Genomic DNA, 24,948 nt, shown 5'->3' with positions numbered 1-24,948 from the left:
AAAAAGTACAGCCAGATGACTGAAGAAGAGTATTCGAATAATCAAAAAGAACATCCAGATGGCCGAGGAGTAAATTGCCTTCCGGGTAAACTATTATCTGGGGAAACCGAGAAATATTAGCTGATGAGCGGGAAAAAGGGGAAGATTTCTGAGGACACGCAGGAAAAGGTTCTGGAGCCCATTTTGGAAGAAGATAGAGGAGAGGAATCTGAAAACGATCCAGAAACTCCTGCCAAAGAAAAAGTATCCCTCCTTCCTCTCCTGACAGTCAACTTCATAGGGACGCTGGGCTTCAGCATCGTCCTTCCATTCCTCGTATTTCTCGTGGAAAGGCTCGGGGGAAACGCCTTTATCTACGGGCTGGTAAGCTCCATGTACCCTGCCTTCCAGCTGATAGGAGCTCCGATCCTTGGCAGGTGGTCCGACATCTACGGCCGGAAAAAAGTCCTGCTTTTGAGCCAGCTCGGGACCCTGCTTTCCTGGATCATCTTCCTCGCCGCCCTCTTCTTGCCGCTTACCGCCCTTCTGGAAGTGGAATCGGAAATTCTCGGGGCTTTTGTCTTAACCCTTCCCCTTGCAGTGCTTTTTCTTGCCCGGGCTTTTGACGGGCTTACGGGGGGAAACGTCTCGGTTGCAAATGCCTACCTGGCAGACGTAACCGAGGAGAAGGACCGGAACCGGAACTTCGGGAAGATGTCCATTTCCAGTAATCTGGGCTTCATCGTAGGTCCTGCCCTCGCAGGGCTTTTGAGCGTTACAATGTATGGGGAAATAATGCCGGTGCTGGGAGCCGTAATCATTTCAGTAATCGGAACCCTGCTGATAGTCTTCTACGTCCCGGAATCCAGGGAATGTTCCCTTGCCGGCCCGGGGGAACCGAAGAGTGAAAGGACAAAAAGCGTAAGAAAGGCCTTCGGCTACCAGATAAAGGAATGCGGAACCGCCCGGAAAGTAAAAAAACCGGGTTTCAGGGAAGTCCTCGGGCTTCCTCACATCCCTTACATGATGGGGCTTTACTTCCTGATCTTTCTCGGCTTCAACCTCTTCTACACAGCATTTCCCCTGCACGCGATTGCAGTCCTGGACTGGGACATTGCGGAGATGGGGGTCTATTTTACGGTCCTCAGCGCCCTGCTGGTGTTTGTGCAGGGCCCTGTGCTTTCCAGGGCTTCGAAGAGATATTCCGACGCCACCCTCATAATCTTCGGAAGCCTGATGCTGGGCACGAATTTTCTGCTGCTGATCCCCGGAAACCTTTTCCTGACCTACCTGGCAGCCGGATTTTTTGCCCTGGGGGACGGGCTCATGTGGCCCTCTTTCCTCTCCATGATTTCAAAACTTGCAGGAAGGCAGTACCAGGGAACAGTGCAGGGTTTTGCAAGCAGTTTCGGAGGCCTTGCCAGTATCACGGGCTTGATCCTGGGAGGGCTTTTATACGAAATGCTCGAAGGAACTTCCTTTTTGATTGCGGCCCTGATCATGTATTTCGTATTTTTGCTCAATTTCAGGTTGAGGGGATTTGAAAAGAGCCTCGGAGCTTAAACCCGGAAGACAACTTTGAACCTGCAATAAGTTCAAAATAGTTCGTAGTTTTAGACAAACTTTTATGTTTTTAACACAAAGAATTGTAAATAGAAACGCTAAAAAGGAAACACCAGAGGAAAAACGAAAGTAAAAAGTAAAAAAGAAAACACTGAGGCTTGATATGGATAACCTTACAAAAGTGCTCATATCTCTCTTTCTAATAATAATCGCCGCAGGAATAATCCTGGCAGGTATTAATTTCATCGCTGTGGACGAGTTCCTTGACGACGGGTATGCCGAACAGGAAGTAACTGTGTGGGGAAACGAAACTCTCGATGCATTCGTAAGCGAATCTGAGAGTCATGAAGACCACTTCGTATTCAGCTATATCCCGAGAGACCCGAATGCAAGCATTGACTGTTACCTTACCTACGAATTCAAGCAGGATGGAAACACTCTGGAAAGTGCAGATAAAAAACTTTACGAAAGAGTCATGGCATCAGATCCCATTGTGCTTGAATTTCCGAGAGTTGAGGGTTCTGAATATGAACTGGATGTCAGAATAGAAGATGCCAACGGATTCATCCTGCACAAAAGCGGAATGAAAGTATATCCCCAGACACACGGGAACGAAAGCGAAATGTGAATAAAAGAATAGAAAAATAAAAGAATAGAAAAATAAAAGAATAAAAATTATTGTAATCAGGGACGACAATTATTCAAATAAAGGACGCTGCAAAATGTTCGAAAACGTCACCCTCGGTTTTTTCTTTCTATTCCTCAGCTTCGGGCTCATGTACCTGGTCTCTTTCGCCCTCTGGGTCTGGACTCTGGCCGACTGCCTCAAAAAAGAGACCGATGAAGGCAATACACGGCTGATATGGGTCATAGTTATTGTTTTCACCTACATCATAGGGGCTTTTCTTTACTATCTAATGAGGCGGCCGAAGAGGATTCAGGAACTTGGAAGATAAAGCGGAAAAATGAGAAACGAAAAAGTAAGTTCCAAAATAAATTAAAAAACTAAAAATTTAAGAAAATTGAGGGCAGGGAAGAAAGCTGCCCCTCAAAGTGTTTTCAGGTACTCCACAACATCATCTGCATCTGCGTCGGACAGCTTCCACCTGGGCATTGTCAGGTCCAGCGGCTCACCGGAAGGTTCCATACCCTCTATAATTGCTCTTTTTATGGTCTCATCCGTGTAAGGCGGATGCGCTTCTTCTCCCGGTTCCTCGTGTTCTTCCGATGTTAGGGTCGCATACCGGATATCCGAAGGAATTGCAAAGCCCATCATAACCGGAAAGCCTCCTTTCCCATCAGTCCCATGGCAGCTGACGCAGCTCCCACCGTGGACATAGAGCCAGCGGGGGCCATATTCTATTTCTATCAAATCCCCGCTTTCATTGTAGCCGGTATAGTAGATCATTTCCCCGTTTGACTCAAACTCGCTTTTCAGGTGCGTGGGGTAGACTCCTCCTGGATACATCCCCCCCTGCCCGGGATACATCATTCCCCCTCCTCCGGGCCTAAATGTCTGCTGCCCGTAAACATAATCCCCATAACCGAAAGGACCCCGGGAAGTCCCTAACAGGTAGAGGAGAGTCCCGATCCCTATAACTACCAGCACAAGGAGGACCACTATAATTGGTCCGTATTTGTTCTCTGATTCAGCTATCTTATCACCCCTTTATCCCAACTCTCAATTAACAACTCAGTTGATAACTCATCATAGTCTTCCACTCATCAGGATGCCCATGCCGTCACTCCATTTTCAGCGATGCCGCATTTACAGACACGATCACCGTGCTCAGGCTCATGAGAATCGCCCCGACCGCCGGGCTGAGCAAAATCCCGTACCCGTAAAGAACGCCTGCTGCCAGGGGGATTGCAAAGACATTGTATCCCGTTGCCCAGATAAGGTTCTGGAACATTTTGGAGTAGGTCCGCCTGGAAAGTGCTATGATATCCACAACGTCCCTGGGATTGTTTTTGACCAGGACAATATCGGCGGTCTCAATAGCAACGTCCGTTCCTGCCCCAATTGCAATCCCCACATCCGCCTGGGCAAGAGCAGGCGCATCATTGACCCCGTCTCCAACCATGCCCGTGATGTACTGCTTCTGGACCTCTTTTATTTTCTCGGCTTTTTCATGGGGCAGCACTTCGGCAAAATAATCATCAAGATCCAGCTCTTCAGCAACCCACTCGGCAACAAAACGGTTGTCTCCGGTAAGCATCATGCACTTTATGCCCATCCCTTTCAATTTTGAAATCGCATCCCTTGACTCCTTCCTGACCAGATCGGCAAGCCCAAGGGATCCAAGCACTTTTTCTTCTTCAATCAGGAATACAACGGTTTTTCCCCGGGATTCGATTTCTTCCACGCCCCTGAACTGAACCTCTATCCCGGCTTCTTCCAGATATCCGGGGCTAACAACCTTTAGCAGCCTCCCTTCAACTTTTCCTTCAACTCCCTTGCCCGGGATCGACCTGAAAGCTTCAACAGCCGGAATGTCCAGTTCTTTATCCCGGGCACTTTCCAGTATTCCCTGTGCAATCGGGTGTTCAGAACTTGCTTCCAGGGAAGCTGCCAGCCTCAGGATTTCATCACTTCCTTCAACTTCACTGCTGCCCTCAACTTTGCTACTGCCCCCAACTTCACTATTACTCTCGATTTTACTTTCACCTTTCTCCGCAAAGGAAAGCACATCCGTAACCCCGAACCTGCCTTCGGTAAGGGTCCCGGTCTTGTCAAAAACCACGGCTTCCAGGTTTCTTGCCCTTTCAAAAGCCTGCCTTTCCCGGATCAGGAGCCCGGACTTTGCGGCAAGGGACGTGGAGACCGCAACCACCAGCGGGATGGCAAGCCCGAGGGCATGGGGACAGGTAATAACCATCACCGTGACCGACCTTTCCAGGGCAAAAACGAATTCCTGCCCGATAAAAAGCCAGGTAGCAAGGGTGATGCCCCCCACACTCAGGGCTATAATCGTGAGGTAGAGAGCTGCCCTGTTTGCAAGGTCCTGGGTTTTTGACTTGCTTTCCTGGGCTCCCCGGACGAGTTCCACAACCTGGTTCAGGTAGGTGTCCTTCCCGGTTTTTTTGACCTCAACTACGAAAGCAGCTTCCCCGTTGATGGAACCCCCTATGACCTCGCCCCCTAGCTTTTTTTCAACGGGTTTCGATTCCCCGGTGAGCATCGCCTCATTGACGCTGCTGGCCCCTTCGGTCACCGTCCCGTCAACGGGAATTTTTTCCCCGGGCTTAACAAGGACTTTGTCCCCGACTTTCAGCCGGTCAACCTCAACGTCCACGGTTTCCCCGTTTTTTTTCAGGTGGGCGGTGGAGGGCAGGATCTTTACCAGTTCCTCAAGGGCTCTTGAAGCCCCCATAACCGAACGCATTTCCATCCAGTGCCCGAGCAGCATGACATCGATCAGGGTCACCAGTTCCCAGAAAAAGAACTTACCTGGAAGCCCGAAGACCACCGCCGAACTGTAAAAGTATGCCACACTGATTGCAACCGCGATCAGGGTCATCATACCGGGGTTTTTCTCAAGGAGTTCGTCCTTGAGACCCTTAAGGAAGGGATAACCGCCGTAGAAATAGACCGCTGAAGAGAGCAAAAAGAGCAGGAAATTGGAACCCGGAAAAAGGAACTCAAAGCCCAGAAATTCCTGGATCGCAGGCGAAAGGACCAGGATCGGGAAAGTCAGGGTAAGGGATACAAAGAACCTTTTCTTAAAGTCCTCAAGCATGTGGGCATGATGGCTTGCGTGTTTTCCACCCCCATGGGCTTCATGTTCAGTTCCGTGTTCAGTCCCGTGTTCACCTTCATGATGCCCTTCATGATGTTTTTCATGACCACCTTTGTGGATGCTTTCCTGCTTATCTACATGCTCGGCTTCAGGACTATATACATTTATTTCGTAATGCTCCGTTTTATGAGCTTTCCCTGTTATTCCTTGAGTTTCCTGCCCTGTTTTTTTAATTTCTTGCGGCGTTTCATCTGCAGCATGCTCTCCAGTACCGAAACTCTTTATCTCGTTTTCCACCTTCATCTCCCCCTGGCGTGTCCCGATTAAAATTCAATTTTATAAAAATTCAAATTAGATATTATAATTTAATGATAATACGTATTTCGCGACAATACTTGAAAATAAAGGAAGAAAAAATCCTGAAAGGAGAGATTTGCTTTCTCTCATTTCAGGGTTTTTTGCCGAACTCCATAAACCCCGACCTTAACAGGTCAAGATTTCCTCAACTCGAGTCCCGTTACCTGATATTATTTTTTTGCGGTATTGATTCCCAGAAGGTGGTATGGAGAACAGTGCCGTGTAATCGAAGTGAAAAGCCCTACAGCAGCAATTAGTGCAGTTATCCATTTCCAGGGAGAAGTTTTCACAAGGTTCATTGCGAGAGCAGTGATACCCAGCACACCCATGAGAGCCCTGAACATCAGGTCAAAGCCCCCTACGTTTTCTTCCAGAAGCAGTTTCTTAAGATCCACAAGACAAAACCCCTTATAAACCCTTAAACATACTTATAGAACCCTTCCCTATATATCGTTACTTTCAAGTTTTCATTATTTTCAAGCTTATTAAGAATGTAATTTAAGGGATATAAAGCCTGGAAAATGCATTTAAGCTAAGGCGAATACCCGCAACATTCAACCCTGTAAAAAATCACAATCTATATAACAGGAAATGAGAAGGTTTCTAACTATGTCCGAGATAACGATTGACAGGTCTCTCTCATACATCGAAGGCAGCCAGCGCGTGTATGATGAAACCACAACCCTGGAAAAAACAAAAGCCCAGTTAAAAAACATAGGCGTGACGAGAATCGCCGACATCACAAACCTGGACAGGCTCGGAATCCCGGTCTTTTCCTCAATCCGCCCCAGTGCGGCCCCGGGTGCGATTTCCATATATTCGGGAAAAGGTTCGACCGAAGAGCGAGCCAGGATCTCCGCCATCATGGAAAGTTTCGAACGCTGCCTGGCAGAGCGGGCAGGTTTGAACGCGAATATCAAAAGTGATATTTCCTCCCCTGTTATGGTGGAATCATACAAAGAAGCCGCCGAAAGCTACAACATAGTTGAGCCAGAGTCCCTCCTCCTGGCCCAGCCTCCCCAGCCGGATGCAATGTTCGAATGGGTAGGGGCATGCGACCTGCTCAACGGGGAAGACGTGCTCGTAAACGTAAACGCGGTCTACCACCCCTACAACCCCCCTGGAATGTGCCAGCAAATCTTCAAAAGCAACACCAACGGGCTTGCCTCCGGAAACGTGCTTGAGGAAGCCATCCTCCACGGGCTTCTCGAAGTCATCGAAAGGGACGCAATCAGCACGGCCCAGTTCAACCGGAACCTCGGGAAAGAAATCGTGTTAACGGAAGAAGACGGGTACGTATACGAACTTGCCCGGAAATTCAAGGACAACGGAGTTGACCTCAAAGTCTGGCTCGTCCCAAGCGATACCGGAATCCCCACGGTAATTGCTGCCGCAGACGACGTGAAACTCAAAGATCCGGCCCTCCTTGTCATGGGCGCAGGCTCCCACCTGAAACCCGAAATAGCAGTTTCCAGGGCCATCACGGAAGCCGCCCAGTCCAGGGTCGTCCAGATCCAGGGCGCAAGAGAAGATACCTCAAGGGAAGGTTTTATCCGGGACATCGGGTACGAGAGGATGAAACGCCTGAATGGGTTCTGGTTCGAAGACGGAGAACATGTTTCCCTCTCAGAAGTTCCTGACCTCTCCACCTCAAGCCCGGCCGAAGGCATCGACACGGTGCTGGAAAAGCTCAGAGGGAAAGTAGAGAGAGTGCTTGTCGTGGACCTTTCCAGAGAAGAAGTCTCGATTCCGGTTGTCCGGGTAATCGTTCCGGGCTTTGAACTCTTTACAATCGACCCCGAACGCCAGGGCAAAAGGCTCAAAGCAGGGAAAAAGAGAGGTTCTTCCAGGAACAGAAGGGAAAGGCCCTGGAAAAGAAGATAATACGCGGAAAGTAAGCTGTAGACAAGTAAGCGTAAATAAGTAAGCTGTAGACAAGTAAGCGTAAATAAGTAAGCTGTAGACAAGTAAGCGTAAATAAGTAAGCTGTAGAAAAAAAATAAAACTGTGAAAAAAACCAGGCCAAGGGACGGACATGAAAACAAAAGCAGTTATCTTTGCCGGCTCAAGCATCTCCCATGAAGAAGCAAAGAAAATCCTCAAGGGGAACTACCAGCCCCCTGTGAAGAGGTTCCAGCTTCAAAAGTTTATCCAGAAGGGATACGGAGTCATTGGGATTATTGACGGGATCTTCTTTGACCGGGCAGCGGTAGGGCACCGGGAGATAATAGCCGCAATGGACGCCGGGATTAAGGTTGTGGGCGGCTCGAGCATGGGAGCCCTCAGGGCTTCGGAACTGGATGCCCACGGGATGATAGGAGTCGGGAAAATCTACGGCTGGTACAGGGACGGCGTGATCGAATCCGACGACGAGGTGGCTGTAAGCACAAACCCGGATACCTTCGAATCCATTTCCGTACCCCTGGTCAATATGAGGGAAACCCTGAAAGCAGCTCTTGCCGCAGGGCTGGTCACAGGAGAAGAGCATGATTCCCTCCTCGAACTTGCAATCAATACCTACTATCCGGACCGCAGCTATCTCGGACTTGTAAAAGAAGGAATTAAAAAAGGGCTGGTTCCCGAAGAGAAGGGGGACACACTGCTCGAGTTTTGCAAAAACGAAGAAGTTGACGTAAAAAGGGAAGACGCAATCCTGGTGCTCGAAACAGTAAAAAAACTGCTTGAAGAGGCCTGAAATTCAGGTCCCTTTCAGCCTTGTTTTCAATTCTTTTTACGTATTCAGCGTTTCAGGATATACATCAGGATAGTCTCAGCGTTTCAGAATATACACTCAGCGCCTCAGGATGTACAACCTGATGATATACAGGCTCACTACCAGGACTAAAAAGTTATACACTGCCCTGAAAATGGGGACGTACTGGTGCTCGAACCACACATCAATTATTCGTTCGATAGAAAAGTAGAGCTTGAAAGTTGCCACAAGCAGGAGCAGCATGGCAATCAGAAACACTCCTTTTTTGAAGTTATCTCCCAGGTCCGAAGTTTTTTCCTCTTTTACCCCTTCCAACCCTGTTTTAATGTCTTCTGCCTCATTCATCTAAACCGCCTCCTGGACCTCAAAAACACTGTAAAGCACATCAGAACTGCGGAAAGGAACAGCCCGAAACCGGGAGTGGGTTCTTCTTCCATGGGGTATTCCTCTTCGGGAACCGGCTCTCTATCCTCACTGCTTTCGAAGTCGCTTGTCTCGATCTTCCTGACTGCCGTTTGGGTCTCGTCCTTAATCTTGATTTCCGGGCTGAGCTGGATGTAATCTTCCCCTCGCTTGACAATGGTATCGTTGTTCCAGATCAGGACTTCTACTGCGTAGTTGTACTGGTCGGGCATTGTCAGGTTTACACTTCTTATGACCGTCGTCTGGGGCCTGATTTTTCCTGTCCGGGTCCAGACCTTATCGGCCAGAAGCCCGGCATCCAGTTCCCGGACCTTGACAAGCATCCGGAAGTCCTGGCTTGTTTCCCTGCCCTCGTTTGCCAGGTAGATATCGTTTTCAATCAGGACTTTCCCGTTTTCGACCTTCCTTACCTGAAAGTCCATTTCGGAAATCTCAAGCCCAATGTCCTCCAGGTCGGCGGGCAGGGCGTCCAGGTTGTACACTTTGATTTCCCCACTTACCTTTCGGGTTTTTTCTTCAAACAGGACGGAACGGAGCTCGTATCCCCCGGTTTTCGGGAGGCTAAGGGCCTGGCTTACAGCTTTTGTTTCCCCGTTTTCAAATGCCCCGAGTTCCACTTCCTGCTGCACCTCAAGGAGCCCGCTCTCCCTGCTGTAAGCCTTGAGAAGGAGAGAAGTATTTTTCTCCGTATCCCCGTGATATTTTTCAACGTAAGTCGTGACGTTTAGGTCCACAAAAGCAGTCCCTACACGGTCTGCAGAGATGTCCATGTCCCTGATATTGTAGTAACTTTCTTCTTCAAAACTCCGAAGGCAACCGCTTCCGGAGGTGAAAGCCAGGAGAATGGACATAATAATAAGGATCTTGAACGACCGGGTTCCGAGTGATTTGATTCCCTTTTTACCCAAAATCTACCCTCCTCTTTCAAAATAGATACAAGAAGTATATGCTACTTTTGGCAGAATAAGTTTGTTGCTCTGCACCGGGAATTATTGGATGAAAATCATTAATATGGATGCGCCAATATTCAAATAAGGGGATTAAATCAGAAAAGGGATTAAAAAAGGCATATAAAAGGCTTAGAAAAGGGAGGAAAATTCATTGGGGGATCAGATAATGGAGAGAAAAATTTTCAAAAAAATCCTGATTGCGACCGACGGTTCGGTGGGAGCAAAAAAAGCAGCTGATACCGGGATTGAGATCGCAAGGATGAGCGGGGCAAAAGTCCATACGGCATACGTTATCGACATCTCAAGTTATTCCTCAGTTCCGAAAGATCCCAGGTGGGAAGAAGCCATGTACACCCAGTTCAGGGAATTGGGAAAGGAAGCCACCTCATACGTGGAAGAAAAGGCAAAAGAGGCAGGGATTGAGGTGGAAGCCGTGCTACTTGAGGGGCATCCCGCAGAAGAAATCGTCAATTTTGCGGAAAGGAACGAGGTCGACCTGGTAGTTATGGGTTCGCTCGGAAAAAGCGGGATCGAACGCTTCCTGATAGGCAGCGTGTCCGAAAAAGTTGTCCGGATCTCAAAGGTCCCGGTACTTGTTGTACGGGGAAAGGGCTCCTGAAAAACCAGAAACCGGGATAAGGGAAAAAGTTACGGGGTGAAGTAACGGAGTGAAGTAACGGAGTAAAGTGAGGGGGAAAACCAATGCTGAATGAAAAGATGCAAAAAGCACTGAACGAACAGATTAACAAAGAAATGTATTCTGCATACCTGTACCTGGCAATGTCCGCGTACTGTTCATACAAAGGGCTTGCAGGCTTTGCAAACTGGTTCAAAGTCCAGTACGGAGAAGAAATGGAACATGCGGACAAGATCTACAAATACCTCGTTGAACAGGGAGCCCGTGTGGAACTGGAGGCAATTGAGAAACCTCCCACGGAGTTCGGGACGCTCCTGGAAATGTTTGAAAAAACCCTTGCCCATGAACAGTTCGTCACCCGCTTAATCCGGGAACTCCTCGAACTGGCAGTAGCAGAAAAGGACTATGCCACAAGCATCTTCCTGCAGTGGTTTGTGGAAGAACAGGTAGAAGAAGAAGCTAACGACAACGCCATCATCGCAAAGCTGAAACTTGCAGGAGAGGACGGGGCAGCTCTGCTTGTTATTGATAGCGATCTCGGAAAGAGGGGGCATTAACCCCTTCTTTTTTACACATATTTTTTTACACACATTTTTTCAGACCTCTGCAAGCCTCAATGGCTGGAACTTCTTATCCTGCATCTGCCCGGAATCTGTCATGCACTTATCCTGCATCTATCCGACACCCAGACTTTTGAAGGAAAATTAGAAAAGATTCAATTTTACAAAAAACTTCTATAAATTGAAAGTTATAAGAAAGTAAGGGTGTAAAGCACCCTGCCTGACTCAAAATAATTGGAGTTATCGAAGTTCAGGCAAATATCACTGGCAGGAAAAAATACCTGGGTGGAAAGCTGCAGACTCAACTCATAAGAGAGTGAAGCGGAGGATTCAGCCTGCCAGAGGGGCAGTCATTTAACGTAACAATCGTTAGTGAGGGTAAAAAAATGCTTAATGAAAAGATGGAAGAAGCAATTAACGAACAGATTAACAAAGAAATGTACTCGTCCTATCTCTACCTTGCAATGTCGGCTTACAGCTCGGCAAAAGGGCTTCCAGGCTTTGCCCACTGGTTCAAGATCCAGGTAGAAGAAGAGACTATCCACGCAATGAAGTTCTTTGACTACCTGAACAGGCAGGGTGCAAACGTGAAGCTCAAGGAAATCCAGGAGCCTCCCATGGAATTCGGGACCCCTCTGGAAATGTTCCTTCAGACCCTGGAGCACGAACAGTTCATCACCCGCTCAATTCACGAACTTGTAGACCTCGCTATTGCCGAAAAAGACCACGCCACAAACGCCTTCCTTCAGTGGTACGTGAACGAGCAGATCGAAGAAGAAGAAAACGACAACGACATCATCGCCAAGTTGAAGCTTGTCGGAGACAACATTAACTCCCTGTACATGCTCGACAACGAACTTGCCCAGAGGCTTCCGCCCCAGCCAGCAACTCAGGGGAATGCGTGAAGAGCCAGCACATTTCTGGCACTTAATTACTTTTTTCTTTTTTCAAGTCTGAATAAATCGGGGAAGAGCAAAAGGCAAAGGGCAAAAACAGGACCTTCCCCGGAAAATAAAACATGATTCAAAAAAATAAATTTGCCTAATTCAACTTGCCTTGTAATACTCTTCACCGGAAGAGCCGACCTCAACTATTTTTCCGGCCTTGAGAAGCTTTTCGATAATCAGGTGCAGGCCCCCGGAATCAATATCAAGGGCTTTTTCCACCTGCTCAAAAGTACAGGGCCTTCTCAGGAGCAGGGCATAGACTTCTTCTTCCAGGTTCTGGTGGCTTACCTTCGAACGCTTTTTCTTCAGGCCTTTCAGGACAAGCCTGACTTTTTCCTTCCCGAACTCTGACACAAACCTTTCCGCAATCTCCCTGAGCTTCTCTTCCGGGACAGGGACAACATAAGCTTCCGCAGGCGGGCGGCTGACTGTAAGGATTTCGATTTCATCGGGGGCAATGTACTTTATCGCTTCAATCAGGGCTTCGACTTCCTCCTCAGTACTGTTCAGGGGGCTGCCGTCGGCACGTTCGAGCAGCATGACTTCGAGGGCAAGTTTTGGCCCGGACTCCATTTTTGCAAGTTTCCTGAGCCCTTCGAGGACCTCCTCAAGTTTTATCTCCGGGTCGGGCCTGTGAATTTTCTTCCAGGTATCTTCGTTTCCGGAGACAAAGGTTGCCACCACAAGATCGGCTTCGGCAAGGTTTTCCCGGACATCGGGCCTTCCGGCAAGGGAAGAATTCGTAATAACGCAGACCGGAATTTCGCTTACTTTCCTGATTTCCCGGATCATTTCCCCAAGCGTTAGGTTAAGGCTCGGTTCACAGGTGCCGGAAAAAGTGATGTAGTCCAGATCCTCAACATTTTTATGGAAGTTTTGCAGGCTTTCGACAACTTCCCCGGGAGTCACCCCTCCCTGCACAGCTTCCGGCCCTCTAAGCTTCTTTTCCACATGCCCGAGCTGGCAGTAGATGCAGTCATAGTTGCAGTTCTTTTTCGAACCGGTGTTTTTAATCACATCGACTCCGAGAGACCTGCCGAGCCTTCTGGAAAGAAGTGGGCCGTATACGATTCTTGACTTCATTTTTTAACTCTTCCTTTCACAAAAAAGATCAGGACCTGAAAAAACGGGGAATTTAGCGGAAAATCCAGCAGGAAATCTCTCCATTTTCCAGCCCGAAATTCATTTTTTAAAACTAAGTTATGAATGAATTCAGAACTCATTTATAGACTCATTACTGAACTTGTTACTGAACTTGTTACTGAACTTGTTACTGAACTTGTTACTGAACTTGTTACTGAACTCATTCCTTTTCATCAATTCCTTGAGCCCGAATTCCCTTCAAACTTTTCGTGAGGGTCTCAAGTTCCTGTTTCAGAGAGCTTATCCGGTTCTCAAGTAAATTGACATCTGATTCGGTCCTGGACTGAGCAGGTGCTGGATAGTAATATCCGGGGTAGTCCCCCCTGGCAGCAAACCCTCCACCTCTTCCGAAACCGGGGATTCGTCTGCACCTGAAACCCCGACCTCCTCCACGGCCTGCACCGCGGACCATACCGACTTCGGCTCCGCGGCCAGCGCCCCGCCCTGAACCTGCAGGAACTCCTATCGTATAACCCGGGGCATCACTGCCCGAGCAGTAACCCATAGCCCTTCCTGTCTTTGATCCCTGGCCCATAGGGCCTGTTCTGTCTCCACCTGGCATTGTTTCTTAACTCCTTAATTTATGGTTTTAAGTTTATTGTAAAATTTTAATAATCAAGTTTGAAAATCAATTTTCGCCTACGCAATTACTTCCTGACCATAGGACTTCCGCACTTCTCACATTTCATCTGGCTGCAGGGCACTCCCGGAGTATGGGGAGCTTCGTGCCCGCAAGCAGGGCATACACAGTTTCCTTCAGGGCCGCCAAAACGACCTCCTCGACCTCTACCCTGTCCACGACCCTGTCCACCAACCGGGCCCTGGCCTGCAGGACCTGTTCCGTCTTTACCTGGCATCCTGTAATCTCCTCCTTCAATCCTGATCGCTTTGCCATTGACAAAAGCATCGGTAATTTTTTCAAGTGTTTTTTTAAGGGTCCTTTGGAAAGTGGACTGATGAATCTGCATGAGAGCCGCGGCATCACTCTGGCTCAGTTTTTCCAGGTAGCTGAGCCTCATGGTTTCCAGTTCGTCGATGGTTAACCTGACCTCTTCAGGGGGCTCGGGACTGTCCCCCTCCGGTTTGAAATGCCTCAAACCATGTTCGAAATCCACCATCCGTCTTTTCCTTGGACGCACCATTATGCATAATAATGCAAAACTCCAATATATAGCTTTGTATTAACTCTGCCACAGCCAGGTTTTGGCGCAAAAGGGTATTGTTTAAGCCAGATTTTGGCCCGGTAAGATCTCGATTAAATAAGTTCCTGGTTAAGTCAGGTCCTGGCTCAGTCAGGTTTTAATATATGAAGCCTGAAAAGCACAGTTAAATGTTAGGCGACCTGGAACTCGATATTGTAAAAAAAAGCTTCAAATGGCTTTCCCAACAGCAGATAAGTTCCTTGAAGGAACTTTCCCGAGCCCTTTCGGCCCGTGCTGTCTGGAAGCGTCCGAACCCCTACATCACCCGCCTCATCCATGAAAAGGAAGAGGCTTCATGGAACGATTCGGTCAGGGAAACCTCCCGAGCCTGTGCGGCTCTTGCGACCGAAGGGATTGTTTTCACAGCCTCTGAAAAATGGCTCCTGAGCAAAAAAAGCGGGAGTTCCTGGAACGAAGAAGTTTATGATACTGCCTATGTCCTGGCAGCCCTTGCGGACATGGAGGTAAAAGACCGCGAAGGATGCCGCTGGCTGTACGAAAACTACGGCCCTTCCTGGGAACAGGTGGGCACCACCTCCCTGATCATCACAGCCCTTCAAAAGCAAGACACCCTGGCAAAAAGCACAGAGTTCCGGGCTTTTATCCGGGAACGTGCGGAGTGGGTCCTTTCAAAGAGAGAACCGGACGGCGGTTGGAAGCATATATCCACCAGCAACCTGGCAGTCCAGGCCCTGGTCCTTGCAGGTTTCAAAAACGAAATTGAAGATTCTATCCGCTGGCTCCTCGAAAATGTCCACGAAAACGGGGCCTGGGGAAACAAAGAAGATGATATAAACGCTACTTCCCTGACACTTATCACCCTCGGGCTTTATAATGAGGCCTGAACAAAAGAGAGGAGAAAAACAGAGAAAAATGAAGAGAAAACCGAGAAAGAAAAAATATATAAGAAAGAAAGGGAAAAAATAAAAAAAATTAAAAAGAAAAGAAGTAAAAAGAAAAAATTCCTGCTTTCTTTTTCGGCTTACCCTCTGCTTCGCTCCTGCATTTTAATGGACTTTTGTCCTTACAGCTCTTTTACTTTTTTAATTCCGTTTTGTTCATCACAATTCGAAAAATATATATTAACATTAGACTTTTTTGCAGATTATACCAATAACCATATATACAAAATGATAATATTTAATTTATAACAATTAAGCTACCACTATACAAAAACAAATATTTTAGCCAGTCTATTTTATTACAAGGAGGAAACCTGATCATGTAGATCGAATGGACTCTAAATCCGTTCAGCCGGGTTAGATTCCCGGGGTTTCCGCCACGTTTTTGAATCCCGGAATGGCACTTACATGGCATTCCGCTGAAATTTTTTCCAGGATACGGGAATAATTTCTGAGTCTTTCCGGGTATTTTCCAGCATATTTTGCTGCTTTTGGCATACTTTGCTGATTCCGTGCTTATGTTTTGTAAGCCGGGGTTCTTGAACGCTACTTTTAGGAAATCCACCTGATCTTAAACTCATCACGGGGTAACACTATGGAGAAAAAACCACTCGATTCTCTCGTATCTGCTGCCGGGGTCTGGATGTCCAGAACCGGACTGCTTCATAAAGTCAAGCACTATGAAGTCTCCCGAAGGAAACTCTATATAGAAATGGAGTGCGGAGACCAGCTTATCGTGAACAACTCCCGCAGCAGCCGCACAGCCCGGGCGCTCAGGCACCACAAATACAGAAAAACCTGCAAGCACTGCAAGGTCTCGGATGAAGATATTAACCGTTTCCTCACAAAAACCACCGAGGACAAAAGCAGTGTAAAGGTCAGGGTAGTCTCTGCTCCGAGAGCCAGGAAAGCAAAACCCAAATCCGTTGCAAGGGCTCCCAAAATTCTTGAAAACCCAGGTGGCCCTCAGGCAACAGCTCCTGCTGCACCTGAACCGGCTTCGGCTGTGTCTGCTGCATCTACACCGAATCCTTCTGAATCTGCAATGGTATCCGTGGCATCTGCTGCGTCTGCTCCGAATCCTTCTGAATCTGCAATGGCATCCGCGGCACCTGCTGCACCCACTCCAGGCAAGGTCGTATCCGCAACGTCTTCGGCTGCATCTTCATTGAACCGGTCCGCTTCAGCGCCTTCTTCAGTTGTAGCCACAAAGACGACTTCACCAGCCCCCGCTCCGTCCCCGGCCCTCACCCTGAGCCAGAGAGGGAGACTCGAAGCCCTGTTGAGCCCGGCAGATGAAATTTCCCTGGATGGGAGCACGCCATTCAGGAAGCTGGAATCAGAGCTGGTTTCCAGGAGGAGAAAAGACCTTCAACGCATGTATGCCGAAGAGCGGGAACACTACTTGGGGAAACTCGAACGCGATATCACGAAATTCTTTGTGGACAGAGGTTTCATTGAAATCAAGTCTCCGATCCTTATTCCTGCGGAATACATAGAACGTATGGGAATTGACAACGACACCGAACTTTCCAAACAGGTCTTCAGGATAGACAAAAAACTCTGCCTGAGACCCATGCTTGCCCCGAACCTCTACAACTACCTGCGCAAATTCGACAGGGCCCTGCCAGACCCGATCAAGATTTTCGAAATAGGGCCCTGCTACCGGAAAGAGTCCGACGGAAAAGAACACCTGGAAGAGTTCACCATGCTGAACTTCTGCCAGATGGGCGCAGGCTGCACCCGGGAGAACCTCGAGGCGCTGATCACAGAATTCCTGGACTTCATGGAAATAGACTTCGAGATCATAGGGGATTCCTGCATGGTCTACGGGGATACTCTCGACGTCATGCACGGGGACCTGGAGCTTTCCTCGGCAGTTGTCGGCCCTGTCCCGATGGACCGGGACTGGGGTATTAGCAAGCCCTGGATAGGAGCAGGATTCGGGCTCGAGCGCCTCCTGAAGGTCAGGCACGATTTCAAGAACATCAAAAGAGCATCCAGATCAGAATCGTACTACAACGGGATTTCCACAAACCTGTAATGGCAAAGATCTGTAATGGCAAAGATCTGTAATGGCAAAGATCTGTAATGGCAAAACTCCCGGTTAAAAGTTTATTTGAAAATGAGAGGGTGAAATTTTTGTTTCAGAAAATGGCGAACAATGAACTGGACAGGTTCGGGGAAAAAATAATTGAAGGCTACCGTTTATCAGACGACGAACTGAGAGCTCTTCTCTCCCTCGGATCGGAAGAAGAACTTGAGAAGCTTTACTACGTAGCGCGAAAGGTCAGGGACCATTTCTTCGGGAACAGGGTCTTCCTGAACTGTTTCATATATTTTTCGACATACTGCAAAAACCAGTGTACTTTTTGCTACTACAACTGTAAAAACGAAATCAACCGCTACCGCCTAACCCCGGAAGAGGTAAGAGATACCTGCAAGGCGCTCAAAGGGCTTGGCTTCCACATGGTTGACCTGACCATGGGGGAAGACCCTTACTACCACGACGAACCTGACCGTTTCGTGGAGATGGTACGCACCGTAAAAGAGGAACTGGGCCTTCCGATAATGGTGTCTCCCGGAGTGATGGACAATTCCACCCTCATCAAACTGAAAAAGAACGGTGCCAACTTCCTTGCCCTGTACCAGGAAACCTATGATCAGGAACTCTATGCAAAACTCCGGGTAGGCCAGTCCTTTGACGGCAGGGTAGGTTCCCGGCTTTTCGCAAAAGAAAACGGCTACTGCATAGAAGACGGGCTCCTGACAGGAGTGGGAAACGATATTGAATCGACCATCACGTCCCTCAGGGGCATGGAAGCGAATAACCCCGATATGGTGAGGGTCATGACATTTCTTCCCCAGGAGGGGACCCCACTTGCCGATTTCCAGGATAGCTCAAACCTTTCCGAGCTGAAGATCATAGCAGTTGAGAGGCTCATGTTCCCCGACCGCTTGATCCCGGCTTCCCTGGACCTTGAAGGAATTGACGGCATGGTCTACCGGCTGAACGCCGGAGCAAACATTGTAACATCCATCCTTCCCCCGAACTCCCGGCTCGAAGGTGTTGCCAACTACGATCGGGAACTTGAAGAACGGGACCGGAGCATCACAAGCGTGATCTTAAGGCTTGAAAGTATGGGGATGGAACCCGCATCTCAGGCTGATTTCGAAAAGATCCTGGGGTGCTAGGATGAAAACTATCTGCCTGATAGGCGGGAAACTCCAGGGCTTCGAAGTTGCGTATCTTGCAAAGAAAGCTAACATGAAGACGGTCCTCGTAGACCGGAATCCGAAAGCCCTTATCCGGAACTTTGTTGACGAATTCCACTGTTTTGACATCTCCGGGGAACCGGAGAAACTAATAGAGATTTCAAAAACTGTTGATGCCGTAATCCCCGTGAACGAAAACCTCGAATGCATCAATTTCCTGGACTCGGTAAAAGAAAAGCTATCATGCCCTCTCCTTTTTGATTTTGCCGCCTACGGGATCAGCAGGGACAAGAAAAAATCCAAGGAATATTTTGCGGCCATCAAAGTCCCCACTCCTCTTGACAGCCCGGCAGAACCTCCCTATTTTGTAAAACCCCCCTGTGAAAGCAGCAGCCTTGGAGCCAGGATCATCTATGATGAAGCGGAACTGCAGACCCTGGACCCCGGGATGCTGGTAGAAGAATACGTTGAAGGAGACGTTGTTTCCCTGGAAGTCATAGGGGACGGGGAGCATTTTGCTGTAGTGAAGGAAACCCTGGTCCATATCGACGGGACCTACGACTGCCACAGGGTTACCCCACTTTCCTTTGACCCCGAATTCAGGAAAATATCCCTTTCCCTTGCAGCCAACCTTTCCTTGAAGGGAATCATGGACGTGGAAGCAATCGCCGGCCCCCGCGGGCTTAAGGTCATTGAAATCGATGCCCGTTTCCCGAGCCAGACCCCGACGGTTGTTTACCATTCTTCGGGAATCAACCTTGTGGAACTCCTGGTACGAGCCTTTGAAGGCGGGATCAAGGAGATGAAGCAGATTAAGAAGCTCGAGGAACTTCCTAAGAACGACTACTGCAGTTTCGAACACCTTCTGCTGAAGAAAGAAGAAAACGGAGAGTGCACCCTTCACCCTGCCGGAGAACAGTTCCTGTCCGAAGGCAGTGAATACGGCGAATACTACAGCGAACCGGGTCTTGAGATCTTTGCGTGCAGGGGAGAAAACCCCGTGTTTACCCTGATTGCCCGGGCTCCCGACAGGGAAGAAACGGAGTCCGTGAGAAGAAGAGGAATTTCGATTCTTGAAGAAGACTTCGGAGCAATTGCATATTCCCCGCTTGTTGACAGTACTGTTTATGAGAGTTACCCGAAGAGTTACCACAAAAGCAGGATTACGGTCAAAAGTTGAGGTTCTCAGGTTTCAGAAAACAGAAATGGCGGTTTATGAGCACAGAATAAATCATAACTTCATGCGAAATATACTATGTTCACAAAACTATCCAGCAACCTGTAACCGGGTTTGAGACCCCCCAAAATGAATAGTAGTTGCTACAAATAATAAGATTGACCCTGTTAACATAAATAGAAATATTTATCATAAATAATTAAAATTTGATTTTAAAATGGCACCCAAATCTAAATTGAAACTTAAGAGAGGGAAAAAATGGCACTTTTAACTCCGGAAGATCTGGAAAATATTAAAAAGCAGCTTGAAAGAGCCGATACTGCCGTCAGCAAGGTAACAAGGCTTAATGTGAAAGAGGTCTGCAAAGACCTCTACGGGACATCCCCCCACTATGAATCAGTGGGCATTGTTCCCGTGACTTCAGGAAATGGGGTTATAGGCAACTTCTCAGACTCATTGAAAGTAATTGCGGATTACTTCAGGTTTGACAGTTTTGTGACGGAAATGCCTGACGTGAGCGGTTACTATGAAGCCGTGGAAAGCGGAGCGGAAATCATCCTTATGGCAGACGACCATACTTACCTGGCCCACAACCTCACAAACGGAAAAATAGCAAACAACCAGCCCTGCACCGGCATCATCTATGCGGATATCGTATCCAGGTACCGATACGCCGATTCAAAGGACGTGCTGGTAGTCGGGCTCGGGAGAGTCGGTTTCCCCGGAGCCAGACACCTCGTGAATAAGGGCTTCAATGTTTACGCCTACGACCCCGAAAAAAGCCTCATGAAAAAGGCTATCTTCAAACTGGGGATCACCCCCTTTGACCTCAAAACCCCCAAAAAGTTCTCCATGATTTTTGAAGCGACCCCCTGTGCGGACACAATCCCCGAAAACGTGCTCGCAGAAAAATGCCTGGTTTCAACCCCCGGAATCCCCTGCGGCCTTTCCAGGGAACTCCAGGAAAAATACAACGTGGATCTTTTGATGGAACCCCTGGGGATAGGGACCGCATCAATGCTGTATTCGGTCCTGTAAGCCCGGGTTGCACTTCCCGAGTTGAGCATCCCGAGTTGCACTTCCCGAGTTGCACTTCCCGAGTTGCGCTTCGGGATCACAGAAAATCGGAGATTTTCTGGGAGTTGCACTGTAAGTGCAACAGCACGCGTCCTTTTCGCTCACTCCGTTCGTTCAAGAGGACTAAATATTTAAAAAAAAGCCAAACTGTAGCCAGGCACCGGAAAAATCGATTATTTTTCATTCAGTTGTACTGCAAGTGCAAACATTGTGCGATCCTATTAGCTATGCAGAGCTTCGCTCAAAAGAAGATTGAAAAGGTTAGGAAAAAGTTTGGATCCGCATACGAAAAACAAAAGGTAAGAAGAAGGACCTCAAATTGGAGGCCAATCCATGAAAAAACTTATTTTGCTTCCTTGATCTGAAGGTTGGACATCTCGATGGCACCTTCGGGGCAGATGTTTACGCAGCGCCGGCAGCTTGTGCCAGCAGAGTTGCGGCTCTGCAGTGCGCGGTCCTTTTCGGTCGCTACGCTCCCTCAAGAGGACTGGCTATAAGAAAATGAAAAGATTGTGGAAGTAAGCTCCCACTAACTTATTTTGCCGCCTTGATCTGGAGGTGGGACATCTCGATAGCACCTTCGGGGCAGATGTTTACGCAGCGCCGGCAGCTTGTGCCCAGGCATTTCTGGCTGTCGTATCTGGCTGTCCGGTTGCCTTCGGCGTCTTCGATGATTTCGATGGCTTTTTCGGGGCATTCTTTTTCGCATTTGTGGCAGTAGATGCACTTGCTCACGGGGACTTCGAGGACAATACCGATTTCTTTGAGGATGGCAAGGCCTTCTGCTCCTACTTCTTCGATGTCTTTGCTGACCCGGCGTTCGATTGAGGCGTGTTCCAGGGTTTCGGGGAGGATGGGGATGCCGTACATTTCGAGCATCTGGTTGTACATTTCGAGGGGCATGCCCTGGGTCCAGTAGGAGAGTTCGCAGAGATAGAAGTTGTTGAAGGTTTCGCTGGTTGCCATCATGAGGTGGTCGGCAGTAATCCTTTTGGCAATCTTAATAACGTCTTCGAGCCTGGACCTGTCCATTACCAGTTCACGGGCAAGGGCAAGGGAAGTGTTCCCAAACTGAACTATATTCTTTGCAAAGCCAGGGGCGGCCCCGAGCTGGCGGGCATCTTCAGCATCCGCATAAGCCCCGGAGGCTCCGGACATGTAAGCGTATTCCAGGTCTTCATACTTGATGCCGGAGTCCACGATAAGGGTAAGGTGGGCTGCTCTGATTGCCCCAATTGCTTTTCCGGCTTCTTCCACATCCTTTTCGGTGATTTCGATATCAGGGCCAAGGGCCAGTCTGCCGTTTGGAAGGGACGGAGACTTTTCGATGAGCCCACTTTTCAGCGCCAGGGCAAAAGCCGAGATCACACCGGTGCCCGTTATGCCCACAGCTTCGTAGCCGTAGAACTCCTTTATGTCCCCGGTGAGAGGATTAATGAGATAAGCGTCCCTTTTTTCCATCTCCTTGTCAAGGACAATAATCCTCCAGTACTCCCCTTCGGGCTTTACATCGCAGATCGCTCCGGGGCTTGCGAGCATCCCGCAGCTTATTCCCTGTCCTTCAATTGCAGGACCGGCAGCTGCACTTGCCGTGATTATCCGCTCCCCGATCTTCAGGGCCATCTCGGCATTTGTCCCGTAATCAGTAACAAGAGCAGGTTTAGTCTGGTTCAGGAAGTCAGTTTCAAGCATCATTGCCAGGGCGTCTGCCCCGATCTCATGCTTGATTGCAGGAGGGACGATAACTTCGCAGTTCGGCATATCCAGGTCTTTAAAGAGCTCGGAAGCAGGGAACACACGGGCGTCTCTTTTTACATTTTCCACGCCCAGCTTTTTCTGCTTGTTTTCTCCGGCGTATGCAAGGTCCCTGATTTCTATGTTCTGGAAAAGGGAAAGCTGGATAGGGTTTCCACAAACAGCCAGCCGCTCTACTTCGGAGAAGTCAATATCGAATTTAAGGAACATTCTCCTGATGGTTTCCAGTATCACCGCATGGGCCACATCCTCTCCGGTTGAGATCGCAAAGTCAAGGTGATCCATGACATTTCCACCGGGCAGGGGGTGCCCCATGGTAATAACCGTTTTAATGGTTTCTTTCGTTTCAAGCTCAATAAGCTGTGCTCGAAAACCGCTCGTACCCAAATCAAGTGCTATGCCGTACATTTTTTTATTCTCCTCAATGTTTTCCCGAAGTGTGCATGATTTCGAGGCATCCGGCACTCTGGATTACCCCTTAAAGGATTGGAAATAAGAAGGGAAAGAATTCAAATTCGAATACTGAAACAGCAAGGTTTAACATATATGGTCCTTCATTTATATAACCGATAGTATATATTAGTATACCTGTTAGTATACCTGTTAGTATACCGACATGATTTTGCTTTCAGCCCTTGCTTTCAGTCCTTGCTTTCAGTCCTTGATAATTATTAAGCTCTTTATCGCAATTCCCTTTCCATTAATGAAAAGCCTTTTTGTTCCGAGAACTTTTCTAATTGGACCTGAAGCTTCAAACAAATATTCAAAACCTTACCAATTCGATTTTTTAATTAGAGTTTTCCAATTAGTTTTCCATTAGAGTTTTCCATTAGAGTTTTCCAATTAGTTTTCCATTAGAGTTTTCCAATTTTAGATACTGTTCAATTAACTATTTCAATTCAATTTTATTTTATATTTATGCCTGCATGCCTCGGTCATTAGTTAAGCCAGCAAATCATTATATACATTAATTTTTCCATAGTTACCAGACTGATATAACAAATGTACTTGTTTTCAGAGAATTTAAGGTCAATCGAAATTAAAATTGACATATATTTATAATATAACATTTAATCAATGTACAATAATACATATTTATTTATACTATGATTTTTTGATATTAGTCGCTGTTCTTATACTAGAGAGAGGGAAAATAAATGACAGAATACACACCGAAAGAAAGGTTATATCGTGCATTAAGGAAGCAGCCAGTTGACAGAATGCCTTCCGCCTGCTTCACACAGACGGCAACTGTTGAGCAGATGGAAGCTTGCGGAGCCCACTGGCCTGAAGCCCATGAAGACGCAGAGAAAATGGCAACTCTTGCGGAAGCTGGGCACACAGTAATCGGTTTTGAAGCTGTGAGAGTACCTTTTGACATTACCGCCGAAGCTGAGCTCTTCGGTTGCGGCATCAAAGCTGGCGACCACAAGCAACAGCCTTCGGTCATCAAGCACAGCGTAAAGAACCTGGAAGACCTCGACAAGATCAGGGACTATAGCCTTGACGAAGGCAGGGTATCCAAGGTCCTCGAAGCAGTCAAGATCCTCAGTGAAAAATACGGGAAAGAACTCCCGATCATCGGATCCATGATCGGTCCTTTCTCCCTTGCCCAGCATATCAACGGAGATGCCTGGTTCGGGAACCTTTTCACAGGGGAACCCATTGTCGCCGAGCTCCTTGACTTCTGCGCTGACTTCAACGTAGCATACGCAAAGGCAATGGTCGAAAACGGGGCAGACACCCTGGCCATCATTGACCCCACCGCAAGCTACGAACTCATCGGCGGAGAATTCTACGAGAAATTCGCCCTCCCCTACCAGAAGAGGCTCGTGGATGCAATGAAGGAACTCGATGTAGCCTCCGTCCTCCACATCTGCGGCAACACCACCAACGGGCTTGCAATCATGGAAAAGACCGGCGTGGAAGGAATCAGCGTGGACCAGAGAGTCGACATCGCAACCGCAAAGGGCAACGTTGAAAACACACTCATTATCGGAAACCTCGACCCTGTAGCAACCCTCTGGAACGGCACTCCAGAAACCGTCGCCGAAGAATCCAAGAAGGTTCTCGACGCAGGAGTCGGACTGCTTGCCCCTGGCTGCGGGATTGTCAGCATGACCCCTACCGCCAACCTTCAGAAGATGGTCGAGTGTACCATCAACTACAAATACTGAATAAACTGAACTGAAAAAATGTAATGTCGGCTCTGAAGCCGACACCTTTTTTTAAATTTGCAGGGAAAGGCATTTTAAGACCGTTTTGAGAAAAAGTTGCATTTGAAAAAATCGAATTTTTCTAAGAAAAACAGATCCTCTGAGAAATGGATTCTCTGAGAAATGGATTCTCTGAGAAATGGATTCTCTGAGAAAATGAATTCTCAGCTACTTTTGCGAAAGCTTCTGCTGGAGCTTGCGGTTTTCAACTTCCACATACCCCCTCCCGCCGGAAGGGGAAATAAACTCCTATTTATACATATCCATTTAATGCCAATTAAGTACGCACAAAGAAATAACATATGCAACTTATTATTTTTTATAACTTTGATTGGCGACATTGATCTTGAAAATCAAGATGTCAAATCGGAAATATACGGAGGTTGTTCTG

General features: G+C 48.0%; 24 protein-coding genes. 14 read left to right on the top strand and 10 right to left on the bottom strand.

Going from position 1 to position 24,948, the window contains the following annotated elements; all coding sequences use genetic code 11:
• Window positions 1–123: 123 nt before the first annotated feature.
• The 3 genes from ACSAZK_RS10785 to ACSAZK_RS10775 all read left to right on the top strand — a co-directional run bounded on the left by ACSAZK_RS10785 (window position 124) and on the right by ACSAZK_RS10775 (window position 2,498).
• On the top strand, window positions 124–1,542 hold the full coding sequence (locus ACSAZK_RS10785; protein ID WP_440954142.1) for an MFS transporter: 1,419 nt from the start codon (window positions 124–126) through the stop codon (window positions 1,540–1,542).
• A gap of 163 nt (window positions 1,543–1,705) precedes the next feature.
• Window positions 1,706–2,170, top strand: coding sequence for a hypothetical protein (locus tag ACSAZK_RS10780; protein WP_440954141.1), 465 nt, complete (start codon window positions 1,706–1,708; stop codon window positions 2,168–2,170).
• Between the two features lie 94 nt (window positions 2,171–2,264).
• Window positions 2,265–2,498, top strand: a complete 234-nt coding sequence (locus tag ACSAZK_RS10775; RefSeq protein ID WP_440954140.1) for a PLD nuclease N-terminal domain-containing protein — start codon at window positions 2,265–2,267, stop codon at window positions 2,496–2,498.
• A 92-nt stretch (window positions 2,499–2,590) separates the two neighbouring features.
• On the opposite strand, the gene ACSAZK_RS10770 is transcribed toward ACSAZK_RS10775, so the two are convergent.
• The 3 genes from ACSAZK_RS10770 to ACSAZK_RS10760 form a co-directional block, all read right to left on the bottom strand.
• Window positions 2,591–3,163, bottom strand: coding sequence for a c-type cytochrome (locus ACSAZK_RS10770; protein ID WP_440954139.1), 573 nt, complete (start codon window positions 3,161–3,163; stop codon window positions 2,591–2,593).
• Window positions 3,164–3,284: 121 nt separating this feature from the next.
• Window positions 3,285–5,579 (bottom strand): heavy metal translocating P-type ATPase, encoded by a 2,295-nt coding sequence (locus ACSAZK_RS10765; RefSeq protein WP_440954138.1) that lies wholly within the window; start codon window positions 5,577–5,579, stop codon window positions 3,285–3,287.
• Between the two features lie 230 nt (window positions 5,580–5,809).
• Window positions 5,810–6,034 carry a YgaP family membrane protein gene (locus tag ACSAZK_RS10760; RefSeq protein ID WP_440954137.1) on the bottom strand — a complete coding sequence of 75 codons (225 nt, stop codon included), beginning with the start codon at window positions 6,032–6,034 and terminating at the stop codon, window positions 5,810–5,812.
• 214 nt (window positions 6,035–6,248) lie between these two features.
• Between ACSAZK_RS10760 and ACSAZK_RS10755 the strand changes: the two genes are divergently transcribed.
• Together ACSAZK_RS10755 and ACSAZK_RS10750 are read left to right on the top strand one after the other, a co-directional pair.
• Window positions 6,249–7,523, top strand: a complete 1,275-nt coding sequence (locus ACSAZK_RS10755) for a YcaO-related McrA-glycine thioamidation protein (RefSeq protein WP_440954136.1) — start codon at window positions 6,249–6,251, stop codon at window positions 7,521–7,523.
• Window positions 7,524–7,674: 151 nt separating this feature from the next.
• On the top strand, window positions 7,675–8,334 hold the full coding sequence (locus ACSAZK_RS10750; protein ID WP_440954135.1) for a TfuA-related McrA-glycine thioamidation protein: 660 nt from the start codon (window positions 7,675–7,677) through the stop codon (window positions 8,332–8,334).
• Window positions 8,335–8,430: 96 nt separating this feature from the next.
• Here ACSAZK_RS10750 and ACSAZK_RS10745 read toward each other — a convergent pair whose 3' ends face one another.
• Together ACSAZK_RS10745 and ACSAZK_RS10740 are read right to left on the bottom strand one after the other, a co-directional pair.
• Window positions 8,431–8,697 carry a hypothetical protein gene (locus ACSAZK_RS10745; protein ID WP_440954134.1) on the bottom strand — a complete coding sequence of 89 codons (267 nt, stop codon included), beginning with the start codon at window positions 8,695–8,697 and terminating at the stop codon, window positions 8,431–8,433.
• A complete protein-coding gene (locus ACSAZK_RS10740; protein ID WP_440954133.1) occupies window positions 8,694–9,683 on the bottom strand; it encodes a DUF7490 domain-containing protein in 990 nt (329 codons plus the stop codon). The genes ACSAZK_RS10745 and ACSAZK_RS10740 overlap by 4 nt, the downstream gene beginning before the upstream one ends.
• A gap of 208 nt (window positions 9,684–9,891) precedes the next feature.
• Here ACSAZK_RS10740 and ACSAZK_RS10735 point away from each other — a divergent pair, with 208 nt between their 5' ends.
• From ACSAZK_RS10735 to ACSAZK_RS10725, 3 genes are all read left to right on the top strand, one after another.
• Window positions 9,892–10,344 (top strand): universal stress protein, encoded by a 453-nt coding sequence (locus ACSAZK_RS10735; RefSeq protein WP_048181959.1) that lies wholly within the window; start codon window positions 9,892–9,894, stop codon window positions 10,342–10,344.
• Window positions 10,345–10,427: 83 nt separating this feature from the next.
• On the top strand, window positions 10,428–10,919 hold the full coding sequence (locus ACSAZK_RS10730; RefSeq protein WP_440954132.1) for a ferritin: 492 nt from the start codon (window positions 10,428–10,430) through the stop codon (window positions 10,917–10,919).
• A 389-nt stretch (window positions 10,920–11,308) separates the two neighbouring features.
• On the top strand, window positions 11,309–11,827 hold the full coding sequence (locus tag ACSAZK_RS10725; RefSeq protein WP_440954131.1) for a ferritin: 519 nt from the start codon (window positions 11,309–11,311) through the stop codon (window positions 11,825–11,827).
• Between the two features lie 141 nt (window positions 11,828–11,968).
• Here the strand turns inward: ACSAZK_RS10725 and ACSAZK_RS10720 are convergent, their stop codons facing one another.
• The 3 genes from ACSAZK_RS10720 to ACSAZK_RS10710 form a co-directional block, all read right to left on the bottom strand.
• Window positions 11,969–12,952, bottom strand: coding sequence for a radical SAM protein (locus tag ACSAZK_RS10720; RefSeq protein ID WP_440954130.1), 984 nt, complete (start codon window positions 12,950–12,952; stop codon window positions 11,969–11,971).
• A gap of 220 nt (window positions 12,953–13,172) precedes the next feature.
• Window positions 13,173–13,574, bottom strand: coding sequence for a DUF5320 domain-containing protein (locus ACSAZK_RS10715; protein ID WP_440954129.1), 402 nt, complete (start codon window positions 13,572–13,574; stop codon window positions 13,173–13,175).
• A gap of 85 nt (window positions 13,575–13,659) precedes the next feature.
• The gene (locus ACSAZK_RS10710; RefSeq protein WP_440954128.1) at window positions 13,660–14,154 is read right to left on the bottom strand and encodes a DUF134 domain-containing protein; all 495 of its coding nucleotides are present in this window, start codon (window positions 14,152–14,154) and stop codon (window positions 13,660–13,662) included.
• Window positions 14,155–14,342: 188 nt separating this feature from the next.
• Between ACSAZK_RS10710 and ACSAZK_RS10705 the strand changes: the two genes are divergently transcribed.
• The 5 genes from ACSAZK_RS10705 (at window position 14,343) to pylD (ending at window position 20,547) form a co-directional block, all read left to right on the top strand.
• Entirely contained in the window at window positions 14,343–15,059 is a 717-nt protein-coding gene (locus ACSAZK_RS10705; RefSeq protein WP_440954127.1) for a hypothetical protein, read from the top strand.
• Window positions 15,060–15,711: 652 nt separating this feature from the next.
• Window positions 15,712–17,160: a pyrrolysine--tRNA(Pyl) ligase gene (pylS, locus tag ACSAZK_RS10700; protein WP_440954126.1), complete on the top strand. Its 1,449-nt coding sequence runs from the start codon at window positions 15,712–15,714 to the stop codon at window positions 17,158–17,160.
• A gap of 98 nt (window positions 17,161–17,258) precedes the next feature.
• A complete protein-coding gene (pylB, locus tag ACSAZK_RS10695; protein WP_440954125.1) occupies window positions 17,259–18,311 on the top strand; it encodes a methylornithine synthase PylB in 1,053 nt (350 codons plus the stop codon).
• A gap of 1 nt (window position 18,312) precedes the next feature.
• The gene (gene pylC, locus ACSAZK_RS10690; RefSeq protein WP_440954124.1) at window positions 18,313–19,512 is read left to right on the top strand and encodes a 3-methylornithine--L-lysine ligase PylC; all 1,200 of its coding nucleotides are present in this window, start codon (window positions 18,313–18,315) and stop codon (window positions 19,510–19,512) included.
• Between the two features lie 255 nt (window positions 19,513–19,767).
• Entirely contained in the window at window positions 19,768–20,547 is a 780-nt protein-coding gene (gene pylD, locus ACSAZK_RS10685) for a 3-methylornithyl-N6-L-lysine dehydrogenase PylD (RefSeq protein ID WP_440954123.1), read from the top strand.
• Window positions 20,548–20,929: 382 nt separating this feature from the next.
• On the opposite strand, the gene ACSAZK_RS10680 is transcribed toward pylD, so the two are convergent.
• Window positions 20,930–21,034, bottom strand: a complete 105-nt coding sequence (locus ACSAZK_RS10680; protein ID WP_440956999.1) for a 4Fe-4S binding protein — start codon at window positions 21,032–21,034, stop codon at window positions 20,930–20,932.
• 86 nt (window positions 21,035–21,120) lie between these two features.
• Window positions 21,121–22,749 carry a methylamine methyltransferase corrinoid protein reductive activase gene (locus ACSAZK_RS10675; protein WP_440954122.1) on the bottom strand — a complete coding sequence of 543 codons (1,629 nt, stop codon included), beginning with the start codon at window positions 22,747–22,749 and terminating at the stop codon, window positions 21,121–21,123.
• 749 nt (window positions 22,750–23,498) lie between these two features.
• Here ACSAZK_RS10675 and mtbA point away from each other — a divergent pair.
• On the top strand, window positions 23,499–24,518 hold the full coding sequence (gene mtbA / locus ACSAZK_RS10670) for a methylcobamide:CoM methyltransferase MtbA (RefSeq protein WP_440954121.1): 1,020 nt from the start codon (window positions 23,499–23,501) through the stop codon (window positions 24,516–24,518).
• Window positions 24,519–24,948: the final 430 nt, after the last annotated feature.

Source organism: Methanosarcina sediminis (assembly GCF_052056915.1).
Classification (GTDB): Archaea; Halobacteriota; Methanosarcinia; order Methanosarcinales; family Methanosarcinaceae; genus MTP4.
This window is presented reverse-complemented; position numbering and strand designations above follow the sequence as displayed.

Excerpts from the sequence above, each read along its gene's own strand:
- ACSAZK_RS10785 (WP_440954142.1), top strand. The coding sequence starts at position 124 with ATGAGCGGGAAAAAGGGGAAGATTTCTGAGGACACGCAGGAAAAGGTT.
- ACSAZK_RS10780 (WP_440954141.1), top strand. The coding sequence starts at position 1,706 with ATGGATAACCTTACAAAAGTGCTCATATCTCTCTTTCTAATAATAATC.
- ACSAZK_RS10775 (WP_440954140.1), top strand. The coding sequence starts at position 2,265 with ATGTTCGAAAACGTCACCCTCGGTTTTTTCTTTCTATTCCTCAGCTTC.
- ACSAZK_RS10755 (WP_440954136.1), top strand. The coding sequence starts at position 6,249 with ATGTCCGAGATAACGATTGACAGGTCTCTCTCATACATCGAAGGCAGC.
- ACSAZK_RS10750 (WP_440954135.1), top strand. The coding sequence starts at position 7,675 with ATGAAAACAAAAGCAGTTATCTTTGCCGGCTCAAGCATCTCCCATGAA.
- ACSAZK_RS10745 (WP_440954134.1), bottom strand. The coding sequence starts at position 8,697 with ATGAATGAGGCAGAAGACATTAAAACAGGGTTGGAAGGGGTAAAAGAG.
- ACSAZK_RS10735 (WP_048181959.1), top strand. The coding sequence starts at position 9,892 with ATGGAGAGAAAAATTTTCAAAAAAATCCTGATTGCGACCGACGGTTCG.
- ACSAZK_RS10730 (WP_440954132.1), top strand. The coding sequence starts at position 10,428 with ATGCTGAATGAAAAGATGCAAAAAGCACTGAACGAACAGATTAACAAA.
- ACSAZK_RS10725 (WP_440954131.1), top strand. The coding sequence starts at position 11,309 with ATGCTTAATGAAAAGATGGAAGAAGCAATTAACGAACAGATTAACAAA.
- ACSAZK_RS10720 (WP_440954130.1), bottom strand. The coding sequence starts at position 12,952 with ATGAAGTCAAGAATCGTATACGGCCCACTTCTTTCCAGAAGGCTCGGC.
- ACSAZK_RS10715 (WP_440954129.1), bottom strand. The coding sequence starts at position 13,574 with ATGCCAGGTGGAGACAGAACAGGCCCTATGGGCCAGGGATCAAAGACA.
- ACSAZK_RS10710 (WP_440954128.1), bottom strand. The coding sequence starts at position 14,154 with ATGGTGCGTCCAAGGAAAAGACGGATGGTGGATTTCGAACATGGTTTG.
- ACSAZK_RS10705 (WP_440954127.1), top strand. The coding sequence starts at position 14,343 with ATGTTAGGCGACCTGGAACTCGATATTGTAAAAAAAAGCTTCAAATGG.
- pylS (WP_440954126.1), top strand. The coding sequence starts at position 15,712 with ATGGAGAAAAAACCACTCGATTCTCTCGTATCTGCTGCCGGGGTCTGG.
- pylC (WP_440954124.1), top strand. The coding sequence starts at position 18,313 with ATGAAAACTATCTGCCTGATAGGCGGGAAACTCCAGGGCTTCGAAGTT.
- pylD (WP_440954123.1), top strand. The coding sequence starts at position 19,768 with ATGGCACTTTTAACTCCGGAAGATCTGGAAAATATTAAAAAGCAGCTT.
- ACSAZK_RS10675 (WP_440954122.1), bottom strand. The coding sequence starts at position 22,749 with ATGTACGGCATAGCACTTGATTTGGGTACGAGCGGTTTTCGAGCACAG.
- mtbA (WP_440954121.1), top strand. The coding sequence starts at position 23,499 with ATGACAGAATACACACCGAAAGAAAGGTTATATCGTGCATTAAGGAAG.